Raw genomic sequence first — 12,736 nt, 5'->3', positions numbered from 1 at the left:
CGCCTTGAACAACTTTCAACACATTAAATAGCAACTTGCATAATTACACTTGACTTCCTAATATTTTGGTAGTAAAATTACTTCAGTTCGTTAAACAACTAAATTAAAAAAGGATTAAATTCCTTGAAGGGAAGAAGTAGAAACAGAAGCACCTTGTCTACAGAGAGCTGTGTCGGTGGAAAGCAGCGTCAGGTCTGTTTTGAAGATCATCCCCGAGAAGGGAAGCCGAACGCTTCATAAGTGTCCGTTTTTTCAAACAGGAACCAGATACGAAGTGAAGAACTGCATCAAGTAGGTTTCCACGGTTGTTCCCCGTTATCGGAATCGCGTATGTCGGTACGTTGTCTTTTCGTACTTGTTTCAAAGGGGAAACAGGGTGGTTGCGGTCTAATATGGTCCGTCCCTAGTTCAGGGGCGGATTTTTTTTGTGCAACAGGAAATTCCGTTGGAACTTCCTGTTACACAAAAGCCCTGCCGGGCAGGAACGCACTGCGGCTGCATAACAGATAGTTCCATTTTACGAAAGACGAAAACCTGACAAGTAAATTAAGAGGAGGAGAGATCATGAAAGTCTTCAAAAAAATCATGAATGCAGTAGCAGCAGTAGAAAATTGTATTCTGGTAGTGTCTACCCTGCTGATACTGGTTCTGACCGTGGGAAATGTTTTTTCCCGAAAAGTGATCCATCGTTCCTGGTCTTTTACCGAGGAACTTGTGGTCGCAGTCTTTGTATTGATTACCTTAATGGCTGCAGCACTTGCATGCCGCGAAGGAGAACTGGTTAACCTGTCACTGGTTACAGACCGTCTCCCTGAGAAACTGAAAAAACCATCTGTTATCCTTACCACTGTTCTGTGCATTATTTTTACCGCAATCTTATTCTGGTTCGGTATGGAAAAAGTAATCACACAGCTGGAAAACGGAAAACGTACCTTCGTTCTGAACTGGCCGGAGTGGATATTCTGGTCCTTCGTGCCAATCGGATCCGGATGCATGATCTTACATTTTATTGAATACTGTCTTGACTATTGTACAGGCAATCTGAAAAAGGAGGATAAATAAATGATAAGTGCAGTTCTTTTTATTTCATTTTTTGTTTTCCTGATCATGGGAGTTCCCATTGCAATCTGTCTGGGACTGTCCTCCGTCTGTGCAATCCTGTACTCCGGAACCTCCCTTACCATCGTTGCAACCAATATGTATGCCGGAATCAGTAAATTTCTCCTTCTGGCTATCCCATTTTTCGTACTTTCCGGAAATATCATGGCAAAAGCCGGAATTTCCAAAAGACTTGTCAGATTCGTAGATACCTGCGTGGGACATAAAAGAGGTGGCATCGCCATTGTATGCGTTATTGTAGCCTGCTTCTTCGGCGCAATTTCCGGATCCGGACCTGCAACTGTAGCAGCACTTGGAGCAGTTCTGATTCCGGCAATGGTAGAGCGGGGAGGCTTTAGCGCACCGTTTTCCACAGCCCTGATGGCAACATCAAGCTCCATCGCCATTGTCATCCCGCCAAGTATTGCATTTGTTGTATATGCTTCTATCACAGGCGTATCTATTGCAGATATGTTCATGGCAGGAATCGTACCTGGAATTCTGATGGGCGTTGCCCTTGTGATCGTGGTTATGGTGGAAGCCAGAAAAAAAGGCATTCAGCCAGCCCAGAAGAAAGCGACTGCAAAAGAGCGCTGGGATGCATTTAAGGATGCTTTCTGGGGATTCTTAATGCCGGTTATTATTCTGGGTGGTATTTATGGCGGTATTTTTACTCCTACTGAGGCAGCGGCTGTATCTGTTGTATACGGTCTGTTTGTAGGTATGGTGATTTATCGTGAGGTTAAATTAAAAGACCTGTTTGACATTTGCGTGGATTCTGCGAAAACAACTGGTGGAATCATGCTGATCGTAGCAAGTGCTTCCCTGTTTTCCTATGTATGTACCAAATTCGGTATCGCAGACGCAGCTTCAGCGCTTCTTGGAAGCATTGCACATAACCAGTTTACCTTCCTTCTGATCGTAAACATTATTTTCCTGATTGCAGGCTGCTTCATCGATGCAAACTCTGCTATGTACATTTTTATTCCGGTTATGCTTCCGGTATGCAAAGCACTTGGCTATGATGTGGTTGCATTTGGTGTGATGGCAACTGTAAACCTTGCAATTGGACAGGTAACTCCGCCGGTTGGTGTCAACCTGTTTGTGGCAATCGGAATCAAGATCAAAAAAGGCATGGAGGTTACCCTTCAGGAAATTTCAAAAGCAGTTATGCCCATGCTGGCAGCCTGTGTGGCCGTGCTTCTTGTGGTTACCTATATTCCGGTAACTTCAACGGCTCTTCCGAGAGCACTTGCTAAAAATGGTGCATATTCCGGAGATTTTTCCTCTGGTGACAGCGGCTCATCCGCAGCTTCTGCAGCCGGAGACGGGGATTATTCCTTCAATGAGATCGCAGATTACAGTGATCTTGGCTGGGAGGAAACCACCTGGAATTTTGCATGCTCTACAACTGAGACTTCTACCTGGGCGGACGGCGGCCGCAAGTTTGGCGAGCTGATGGAAAAGGCCACAGGAGGAAAAGTAAAAGTAAACATATATGCAGCAGACCAGCTGACAAACGGAAACCAGTCCGAGGGAATCCAGGCACTGATGAACGGAGACCCGGTACAGATTTCCATGCATTCCAACCTGATCTATTCTGCATTTGACCCAAGATTTAACGTAGTTTCCCTGCCGTTTATTTATGACTCTGTAGAAGATGCAGATGCTAAGTTTGACGGTGAGGCTGGTGAGAAATTAAAAGAAATTCTTGGTGAGTACGGACTCCATTGCATGGGTATTGCAGAGAACGGTTTCCGTGAACTGACCAACAGTGTCCGCGAAGTAAAATCTGTGGATGATATGAAAAACCTGAAAATCCGTGTTGCCGGTTCCAACCTTCTTATGGAATGCTATAAGAGATGGGGCGCAGATGCAACCAACCTGAACTGGTCTGAGACTTACACAGCCCTTCAGCAGAACACAGTTGAGGGTCAGGAGAACCCGCTTCCTGCAATTGACGCAGCCAGTGTACAGGAGGTTCAGCCATACTGCTCCATGTGGGATGCCATCTATGACTGCCTGTTCTTCTGTATCAACCAGGAGATTTATGATGGTCTTACACCGGAACAGCAGGCTGTTGTAGACGAGGCAGGACAGAAAGCCGTAGAGTACGAACGTTACATCAACCGCTCCGGTGATGAAGAGATCATGAACCGCTGGAAAGACAAAAACGGCGTTACCTTCACTGCAAAAGAGGATATGGACATTGAGTCCTTTAAGGAAGCTGTTGACGGTGTAGATGAGTGGTTCATTGAGGAATTGAAATCCCAGGGATACGAGGATGCAGAAGAGCTGGTAGAGGCATTTACCGGAATTGGCGATTACAGTGACCTTGGCTGGGAGGAGACTACCTGGAATTTTGCATGCTCCACAACTGAGACTTCTACCTGGGCTGATGGCGGCCGCAAGTTCGGCGGGCTCATGGAAAACGCTACAGGAGGAAAAGTAAAAGTAAACATATAGGCAGCAGACCAGGTGACGAACGGAAACCAGTCGGAGGGAATGCAGGCAGTGATGAACGGAGACCCGGTACAGATTTCCATGCATTCCAACCTGATTTATTCTGCATTTGATCCGAGATTTAACGTAGTCTCCCTGCCGTTTATTTATGATTCTGTGGAAGACGCAGATGCCAAGTTTGACGGTGAGGCAGGAGAGAAGATGAAGGAAATCCTCAGTGAGTATGGACTGCATTGCATGGGTATTGCGGAGAACGGCTTCCGTGAACTGACCAACAGTGTGCGTGAAGTAAAATCGGTGGACGATATGAAGAACCTGAAAGTCCGTGTTGCAGGCTCCAATCTTCTTATGGAATGCTATAAGAGATGGGGGGCAGATGCAACCAACCTGAACTGGTCCGAGACTTACACAGCCCTTCAGCAGAACACCGTAGAGGGAGAGGAGAATCCGCTTCCTGCAATCGACGCAGCCAGTGTACAGGAGGTTCAGCCATACTGCTCCATGTGGGATGCCATCTATGACTGTCTGTTCTTCTGTATCAATCAGGATATCTATGATGGCCTTACACCAGAGCAGCAGGCTGTTGTAGACAAGGCTGGAAGAATGGCTGTTGAGTATGAGCGTTACATCAACCGCTCCGGTGCCAATGAGATCATGAACCGCTGGGAAGAGAAAAATGGCGTTACCTTTACCGCAAAAGAGGATATGGATATTGATTCCTTTAAAGAGGCGGTAGAAGGCGTAGACCAGTGGTTTGTAGAAGAACTGAAAAACCAGGGATATGACGATGGTCAGGAACTGGTGGATGCATTTAAGTAAGACAGCATAAGCATGTATCAATTTGATACATGTGTCTCATAAATTGAACAGTGCCCTATAGAAAACACCTCCCGGAATGTGAGTAACCAACATATTCCGGGAGGTGTTTTTGGCCTGTCTTACAGTAATCCAGTGATCCTGAGAGAGCACCACACCAGCAGCAGGGCCATGATTCCATTCATCAGCTTATAATGACTGCTGTAAAATCTTTTCAGTACATTTCCCGCAAATGCCCAGATTAGATTTCCCAGGGCTCCAAGAAACATCAGATATACAGCGAAGCAAAACAGTATAGGAACCCTTGCCTCATAGGGCAGAATATAAGCGGAAAACATGGTCAGCCCATAGATGATGATCTTTACATTTATCAGCTGCAGGAAAAATCCCATCAGCCAGGTTGGCTTTTTGTCCTGGACATTGTCAGAGGGCGGAATCCTGCGCCAGGTCTGCCAGGCAAGATAGAGTACATAAGCTGCGCCTAGATATTTCATAACCGGCTGGATCCCTGGAATGATTTTCCCAAGAGTACTGCAGAACAGTCCGGAAAGACACATCAAAGTGAGAGATCCGCTCCAGATTCCGGTCATAAAGCGGATATTACCGGAAATGCCGTATTTGCTGGCTGTGGACAGCAAAAGAATATTATTGGGACCAGGCGACCAGACGGTAAGGATGGCAGACAGGGTCATTTCTATGAAGACAGATAAAGGCATGGGACTTCCTCCTTGGGTAAGTTCAAACATCTGAGCTACGAAAAGAAAGGCGCAACATACAAAACGCTATGTGTTCGTAAAACCTACACAAAATATGATTTTTAATAATAACACAAAAATATCGGATTGTATATAAGAGGATAACGATCGCAATCGAAATTCGGTTAAATGTTTGTTAAATTCGTGCAAAATGGGAATGATTATGTTATAATGCAGAAAATAATATGAATATAAAAAAATAGAATTTGCTTTTAACAGAAAAAATGCTTTAAGTTTGAAAATAATAGTACGTGAGGAGGACGTGTTTATGCTGAAAACCTGGATCCCGGAGGAGATTCCGGAAAAAGAGGAGTTGAAGAAACGGATTAAAGAAGCTGGCGAGAAGCTGTATCAGCAGCAGATGAAGCTGAAAGAACACAAGCTGCCTGTGCTGGTACTTTTTGAAGGCTGGGGGGCATCTGGCAAAGGTACCACAATCGGCAGAGTGATCAAATACATTGATCCCCGTTTCTTTAAAGTAGCAACCATGTCAAAGCCTACAGAGGATGAACTGCGCAGACCATTTCTGTACCGGTATTTCAATCAGATTCCGGAAGCCGGCAAATTTACCTTTCTGGATTCTGGCTGGATGGAGCAGACCTGCAAAGACTGTCTGAATGGTCTGGAAGAAGAGGATTATGCAAAGCGGATCGACAGCATCAAACATTTCGAGCGACAGCTCACAGACAACGGTTATCTGGTTCTGAAATTTTTCATGCAGATTGACAAAAAAGAGCAGACCAGACGTATTGAGAAGCTTAACAAAGAGCAGGATACAAAATGGCGTGTGGATGCCTTTGACAAGTGGCAGAACGAACATTACAAACATTGCCAGAAGGTTTTCGACCACTATCTGACAGATACGAATACTTCTATTGCACCATGGTATATTATTGATGCAAAAGACCGCAACTTCGTAGAACTTCAGGTTCTTGAAATAATGGTAAATAACATTGAGGTAGCCTTACAGAACAGCACACACAGCGCACCGCTTCTCCCAAACATTTTTCCGCTTGAGAAAATGCCGAAGCTTTCGGAAATCGAACTGACAGACAAGGTGATCGAGGATGAAGAATACAAGAAAGAGCTGAAGCATCTCCAGAAGAAGCTGGGCGAACTGCATAACCGTCTGTACCGCAAGCGTGTGCCGGTGATCATTACTTATGAAGGCTGGGACGCAGCCGGAAAAGGAGGCAATATTAAGCGGATCACAGAAGCCCTTGATCCCCGTGGCTTTGAGGTCCATCCAATCGCCAGCCCGGAACCTCACGAAAAGGCGCGTCATTACCTCTGGCGCTTCTGGACCAGATTGCCCAAAGACGGTCACATTGCCATCTTCGACCGCACCTGGTACGGCCGCGTAATGGTAGAGCGTCTGGAAGGCTTCTGCAGCGAGAACGACTGGAAACGTGCTTACAACGAGATTAATGAATTCGAGAAGGAGCTGTCCGACTGGGGTGCCGTGATTATCAAATTCTGGGTCCAGATCGACAAAGACACCCAGCTGGCCCGCTTCACCGATCGTCAGAACAATCCTGAAAAACAGTGGAAGATCACCGACGAAGACTGGCGCAACCGCGAAAAATGGGATGCTTATGAAGGTGCCGTAGATGAAATGCTTGCCAAGACAAGCACCACCTATGCACCGTGGCATATCCTGGAATCTGTAGATAAGAAGTATGCGAGAATTAAAGCTCTTAAAATTGTAATAAAAGAATTGGAAAAGGCATTAGAGCGTACTTGAAAAATCATTCCCGCAATCTGCACGCCCCACTTTGCGGTATATTTTGCCCGAATTCGGTTGCCGTAGCCCGCTACGGCGCCCTCATCCGGACAAAATCTCCCACAAATTGTGACGCACATCTTGCAGAAGGCCTTTTTCAAACGTATTCTGGAATAGAAGCATAATAAGCAAAATCGCTGGCCAACAACCAGCGATTTTGCAATATATTCATGCAGCAGACCATGTAAGGAGCGGATTTCGTGATGCCGGGATTTATGATTTCCGTCACGCTCTCAGATAATTCCGCATGGTTTTAAGTGCATTCTTTTCCAACCGACTGACCTGTGCCTGGGAAATCCCGATTTCCTGGGCTACCTCCATCTGGGTTTTGCCCTCGTAAAAACGCAGATCAATAATATGCCGTTCCCGCTTATTCAGCCGGTTTATAGCTTCCCGGAGGGACAGATTTTCTACCCAGGTCTCCTCCTTGTTTTTCTTATCGCTGATCTGGTCCATCACATAAAGCGTATCCCCGCCTTCCGTATAAACCGGTTCAAAAAGTGACACCGGATTCTGTATCGCATCCATAGCATATACGATCATCTCTTTATTTATCCCTATTTCGCTGGCAATTTCCGCAATGGTAGGCTCCCTCAGATTTGTTTTCATATAAGTTTCTTTTGCATAGATAGCACGATAAGCAATATCCCGCAGCGACCGGCTCACCCGGATACTGTTATTGTCACGAAGATACCTTCGTATCTCTCCAATGATCATAGGCACTGCATAAGTGGAAAATTTTACATTCAATGTAGTGTCAAAATTATCAATTGCTTTTATAAGTCCAATGCAGCCAATCTGAAAAAGATCGTCCATATTTTCGCTGCTGTTGGAAAAACGCTTGATCACGCTGAGAACCAGCCGCAGATTTCCTTTAATGTAAAGTTCCCTGGCTTCTTCATCACCCTCCTTGATCCTGCGAAAAAGCTCTTCTTTTTCTTCTGCCTTCAGTACCGGAAGCTTCGATGTATTGACTCCGCAAATTTCAACTTTGTTAAGTGCCATTATTTGAATCCTCCTTTTGTGCATCGCGAAGCGTGCTGCTGAGAACGAAGTGAACAGTAACAATGATTCTCACGTGGGAGGATAAATATTCTTTTTTCGGGAAAATATAAAAATTATTGCCCCTTGACAATTGGGAAAATAGAATTAAGCCTTTTTACAGCAATACTTTTCATCAATTTCTACCAGGATAATGTCATCTCCGATCTGCCGGATACAATTCCATGGAATTATATATTCACTTCCGGCTCCCCAGAAACAAAAGCAGAAACTGCCAGGTCCGGGAACCACAAGGGCGGTAATACATCCGGTTTCACAGTTAAATTCCACATCCACCGGACAGCCAAGTGTACGGCAGGTACAGATATTGATCACTTCTTTTTGCTTTAATTCGCAAATACGCATGAAAAGCACCTGTTTTTTATGATATTATGCAAAAAGTCTGAAAATATGTATGGAGTTTATTGACATACTTTCTATGATTAAAGTATAATAAGAAATAGGTAATTCAGTCCGTTTTATGTTACTGAGCGAACAGAAAAGAGGAAAGTCTGCTGCCCGGATTGTATGGCAGAAGGGGAGACATGAGGAAGGGGAAATAAATACATGAGATGTCCATACTGTAATCAGGATAATACAAGAGTAGTAGATTCAAGACCAGTGGAAGAGACCAATTCCATAAGACGCAGAAGACTGTGCGATTCCTGTGGAAGAAGATTTACCACTTATGAGAATGTGGAGACAATCCCGTTAACCGTAATCAAGAAGAATCTGAACCGTGAGCAGTACGACCGCAATAAACTGATCAACGGTGTCCGCCGCGCCTGCTACAAACGTCCCATTGCCAGCGATAAGCTGGAAGCCATGATCGATGCCATAGAAGGCGACATCTTTAATGCCGAAGATAAAGAAATCTCCAGCACGAAAATCGGAGAAATCGTGATGAGCCATTTAAAAGATCTGGATTCGGTGGCGTATGTGCGATTCGCTTCTGTGTATCGGGAGTTTAAAGATGTCAGTACCTTTATGGATGAATTGAAGAAATTTTTAAATTAGAAAAATCCTCGCCAGAGAGCGGGGAAACCGGCTTCTGCTCCGGAATCGAAAATTATTCCAGGCATCTTTCCGGTCTTGAACCAGGACAGCCGCCCTATACACTTCTGGACTACTTTGGTGATGATTTCCTTCTTATTATTGATGAGTCTCACAAAACAGTTCCACAGGTAGGTGCCATGTCAGAAATCTCCATAAAAAATGTAGAATTGCTGTTTTTTTACAGCTTTTCACTTTTTCTGCTGTAAACATTATCATTATGATTGCAACTCTACCCAAAACTTATTATAATAAGAATCATGAAAAGCAACACAGCAAGGAGAAACTTATGAAAAAGATCAAAAAACTGACATCCCTATTATTTTGCTGTCTGTTTTTATATCTGCTGGCATTTCCAGGACAGGTACAGGCAGCCTCTCTCACCCCTACTGCGCAAGATAACCTTAGTGTTAAATTAAGGCGTTCTTCTGACCTTATTTCTATTTCCAACGGCTATATGCGAGTATTCCGCAAAACAAACAGCGTCGGTATTGAATACTATGACAACAGCCTGCAGATTACAGACAAAAGAGAAATTCCCATGGAGCTTCCTTTATGGGGTGGTTTTTATGCAGGATCTGATGGATATTACCTGGTAGAGGGACAAAATAACACCGCCGAAGATAATTCCGCCGAGGTTATCCGTGTCATCCGATATGATACAAACTGGAATCGCAGCGGTGCGGCTTCCATTACAAGCAATCCGGATTTATTTGGAGGAGAGGTTCGCTATCCATTCGATTACGGATGTGTGGAAATGACAGAAACCAACGGAACTCTCTATATTGTAACCGGTCATGAAGGCTATGTAGATGAATCTGTTGGACAGGGACATCAGGGATTCCTTATGATTGCCGTTGACCAGGCTTCCATGACCGGAAAGATCGTAAGCTGTGATCTGTGGCACTCCTTTGCCCAGTATATCAAATCGCAGTCCTCTTATCTGTATGTTCTGGAGCAAAGCGAAGGTTCCCGCTGTACCCAACTTTCCAGATACGACAGTACCACCCTTGATAAAAAAACTATCGAGCTTCTTCCTTATGGTGGTTCCCGTACTTCCGTATGGGCACTGAACTGCTACGCAAGCGTAGATGGTATGGCTGTTTCTGCTGACAGTGTATTGTGTATCGGAACGACCATCGACCAGTCCCAGTATGACAATGTGACAAGTGACACTCCTCATAATATTTACCTTACAATTACTCCTGTTTCCGATTTTTCAAAAGAAGCAACCTCTGTAAAATACCTTACCAACTACACTGGCAATGGAAAGAGTTTTATGGGGGTAAAGATCACTCCAATCACAGAAAACCGTTTCATGATTTCCTGGGAAGAATATGAAAATACAGACGATTCTTCGTCAGAAAATTACGCATCTGCTGATGATTCTCTTTCTTCCAGTACTCTTCATTACCTCTTTGTTGATGGTAAGGGAAATGTACTTAGCAGGGAATACACCACTGCTGCGCCCGTATCCGACTGCCAGCCTGTCGTTAAAGATTCCAAGGTTGTTTACTACGCCTCCAATGCCAATACTGTTAATTTTTACTCTATTGATGCAAATGACGGCACAGCCTCCAAAAAGATTTACCGTACTGCAGGTGAAAATGCTACCTGGGATTTTGCAAATGGTGTTCTCACCATTTCCGGTCAGGGTGCACTTAATATCTCCACGGATGAAAACGATCGTTTCCCCGTTTCTTCCACTCAGGGAGGCTACAGTTTCTGGAGCGGCACGGCATGGAAGTCCATGAAAAATCAGGTAAAAAAAATAGTTATAAAATCCGGGATTACCAGTATTTCAGAAAATGCATTTAATTATCTGCCCAATCTGAAGGAAGTCGTAATTGAAAACGGTGTCCACACTATTGGAAAGGAAGCTTTTGCTTTCTGCTCTAATCTTGAAACAGTCACTCTGCCAGACAGCGTAATCAACATCGGGGATGACATTGTATGGGAAGGCTCCTACTGGTATTCCGGCGGTCATGTATACTACGCCACCATTTATGCCTCCTCTAACTCAGCTGCCATTACATATGCACGTAAGAACAACATTGGTTATGCCTGCGACCTTTCTCAGGCATCTGTAACCGGAGTTAAAGCGACTTATGCTTATACTGGAAAAGCTCTAAAACCAGTTCCAACTATTACTCTTGGAAAGCAAAAACTTATAGAAGGACAGGATTATAAAGTTACCTACAGCAATAACAAAAAAGTCGGAACTGCCACTGTAACCATTACAGGCCAGAACAACTATTTTGGAACTATTACCTTAGATTTCCAGATTACCTCAAGTTCAAATAACAAAGATGATAAACCTCAGACTACAGTAGTGAAATCCTTCAGTGATTCTTACAATGTCTACACAGTTAATAAAAATGGTACCTCTGTTACTTTAAAGCGGTCAAAGTCCAAAGCCATCACGACTGCAGCAATTCCTTCCTCTGTGAAGGCAAACGGTCGGACCTATAAAGTCACAGCCATTGCTTCCGGAGCTTTCAAAAACTGCCGGAAGCTAAGACAAGTAACCATTGCCAGGAATATTTCTTCCATCGGCACCAGTGCTTTCCAGGGCTGCAGTGCTTTACGGACTGTAAAGATTGGCTACAAAGTTTCTTCCATTGGCAAAAAAGCATTCTACGACTGCAAGGCCCTTACTTCTGTCAGCATTCAGTCCAAGAAGCTTACCTCCGGTACCGTAGGAAAAAGTGCTTTCACCAAAGCCGGCAGAAACAACTACAAGAAGCTGAAAGTAAAAGTACCAGCAAGCAAGCTTTCCGCCTATAAAAAGCTCTTCAAGAGTAAGGGACTTTCTGCAAAAGCAAAAATCAGTAAATAAGCCATTTTTCTTTATGAAGCAGCTGCCATATAACAAATGAAGCCGGTGTTTAAAAACACCGGCTCAGACTGTAGACAAACTTGGTGTTGGGGATTATGGCCAGCACCATTTTTCTTTTAAAACTTCTTTTCTTTTTATTTTCTTCAAAATCAACAAAAATCTGACTGTGTTCCAATCTCGTTTTTTCAGGATCTTTGCCAGTTTTTTCAAATTCATGCATGCAAAGGTAAACCCGGCTTTCATTTCCATCCGTGCTTTTCCTACATACTGTGTATATCGAAATCCATGCTGTTCTTTCGCTGTACCGAAGATCCGTTCTATGGTTTCTTTTCTTAACTGGTAGATCTGTCTGTTTCCGATCGTGTGCCGAATGTCTTCTACCACTTCCATATATTCTTCCCATACATGACGTGTGATCAGTTTTACATAATCCTTACTTTCTGTGCATTTTGAAAGACATTGGCATTCATGTTTATCACAGGCAGTTTCTACTGCATATGCAAAAACGTGTTTATGTTCACCCTTTCGAAACCATCCACTTTCCGGATCGCTGATGCTGCATTTTTGTGTTTTCACATCTTCAGGAAGTTCTTCAGATATAGCATCCTTATCATTTCCGGTTCCACCGGATGCAGGTGGCTGGTTATCATCTTTTTTCTTTAATGGCTTTTTTCCATGTGCCAGACGATCTTTTTCAATCTCTTTATTTAATTCCTCTTCATACCAGAGAGCCTGTTCGTGTGCAACCCGCTTACGCATTTTTTTACTGTTTGCACAGGCTTTTATATGTGTTGCATCCACGAAGATCTGTTCTGTATTTACAAGCTTATATTTCATACAATCTTCCAGAATTTTTGAAAAGATCTGCTCAAAAAGGTCTGTATCTTT

General features: G+C 43.9%; 10 protein-coding genes and 3 pseudogenes. 8 read left to right on the top strand and 5 right to left on the bottom strand.

The features are described from left to right. Positions 1 to 564 precede the first annotated feature (564 nt). From PGQ38_RS18215 to dctP, 3 genes are read left to right on the top strand one after another with little or no spacing between them, the layout of a single operon-like run. A complete protein-coding gene (locus tag PGQ38_RS18215) occupies positions 565 to 1,062 on the top strand; it encodes a TRAP transporter small permease (RefSeq protein ID WP_118583920.1) in 498 nt (165 codons plus the stop codon). Then, on the top strand, positions 1,063 to 3,564 hold the full coding sequence (locus tag PGQ38_RS19565; RefSeq protein WP_330674538.1) for a TRAP transporter large permease subunit: 2,502 nt from the start codon (positions 1,063 to 1,065) through the stop codon (positions 3,562 to 3,564). 12 nt (positions 3,565 to 3,576) lie between these two features. Continuing rightward, positions 3,577 to 4,380, top strand: coding sequence for a TRAP transporter substrate-binding protein DctP (dctP, locus tag PGQ38_RS18200; RefSeq protein ID WP_270432992.1), 804 nt, complete (start codon positions 3,577 to 3,579; stop codon positions 4,378 to 4,380). 119 nt (positions 4,381 to 4,499) lie between these two features. On the opposite strand, the gene PGQ38_RS18195 is transcribed toward dctP, so the two are convergent. After that, positions 4,500 to 5,093 (bottom strand): LysE family transporter, encoded by a 594-nt coding sequence (locus PGQ38_RS18195; RefSeq protein ID WP_173717099.1) that lies wholly within the window; start codon positions 5,091 to 5,093, stop codon positions 4,500 to 4,502. 307 nt (positions 5,094 to 5,400) lie between these two features. On the opposite strand from PGQ38_RS18195, the gene pap reads away from it, so the two are divergent. Further along, the gene (pap, locus tag PGQ38_RS18190; RefSeq protein WP_204453573.1) at positions 5,401 to 6,876 is read left to right on the top strand and encodes a polyphosphate:AMP phosphotransferase; all 1,476 of its coding nucleotides are present in this window, start codon (positions 5,401 to 5,403) and stop codon (positions 6,874 to 6,876) included. Between the two features lie 29 nt (positions 6,877 to 6,905). Here pap and PGQ38_RS20235 read toward each other — a convergent pair. Beyond that, positions 6,906 to 6,956 (bottom strand): annotated as a pseudogene (locus PGQ38_RS20235) (DUF6783 domain-containing protein); the annotation flags it as partial. Between PGQ38_RS20235 and PGQ38_RS20230 the strand changes: the two are divergent. Next, a pseudogene (locus PGQ38_RS20230) lies at positions 6,933 to 7,040 on the top strand (DUF6783 domain-containing protein); the annotation flags it as partial. The pseudogenes PGQ38_RS20235 and PGQ38_RS20230 overlap by 24 nt on opposite strands. 100 nt (positions 7,041 to 7,140) lie before the next feature. Here PGQ38_RS20230 and sigG read toward each other — a convergent pair. Together sigG and PGQ38_RS18180 are read right to left on the bottom strand one after the other, a co-directional pair. Next, a complete protein-coding gene (gene sigG, locus PGQ38_RS18185) occupies positions 7,141 to 7,920 on the bottom strand; it encodes an RNA polymerase sporulation sigma factor SigG (RefSeq protein WP_148461856.1) in 780 nt (259 codons plus the stop codon). A gap of 144 nt (positions 7,921 to 8,064) precedes the next feature. Next, entirely contained in the window at positions 8,065 to 8,322 is a 258-nt protein-coding gene (locus tag PGQ38_RS18180) for a PRC-barrel domain-containing protein (protein ID WP_118583926.1), read from the bottom strand. Positions 8,323 to 8,523: 201 nt separating this feature from the next. Here PGQ38_RS18180 and nrdR point away from each other — a divergent pair, with 201 nt between their 5' ends. The 3 genes and pseudogenes from nrdR to PGQ38_RS18170 all read left to right on the top strand — a co-directional run bounded on the left by nrdR (position 8,524) and on the right by PGQ38_RS18170 (position 11,848). Further along, the gene (gene nrdR, locus PGQ38_RS18175) at positions 8,524 to 8,973 is read left to right on the top strand and encodes a transcriptional regulator NrdR (RefSeq protein ID WP_118583928.1); all 450 of its coding nucleotides are present in this window, start codon (positions 8,524 to 8,526) and stop codon (positions 8,971 to 8,973) included. A gap of 23 nt (positions 8,974 to 8,996) precedes the next feature. Next, positions 8,997 to 9,206, top strand: a pseudogene (locus PGQ38_RS20910) (excinuclease ABC subunit B); the annotation flags it as partial. Positions 9,207 to 9,298: 92 nt separating this feature from the next. Continuing rightward, positions 9,299 to 11,848, top strand: coding sequence for a leucine-rich repeat domain-containing protein (locus tag PGQ38_RS18170; protein WP_270432989.1), 2,550 nt, complete (start codon positions 9,299 to 9,301; stop codon positions 11,846 to 11,848). Between the two features lie 93 nt (positions 11,849 to 11,941). On the opposite strand, the gene PGQ38_RS18165 is transcribed toward PGQ38_RS18170, so the two are convergent. Then, a partial coding sequence (locus tag PGQ38_RS18165) for a transposase (protein WP_270432987.1) occupies positions 11,942 to 12,736 on the bottom strand: 795 nt, incomplete at its 5' end.

This window comes from Blautia faecis, assembly GCF_027662325.1.
In the GTDB taxonomy this organism is placed as follows: domain Bacteria; phylum Bacillota; class Clostridia; order Lachnospirales; family Lachnospiraceae; genus Blautia_A; species Blautia_A faecis.
Note: the sequence above shows the minus strand (reverse complement) of the source record. Positions and strands in the feature narration are given on the sequence as shown.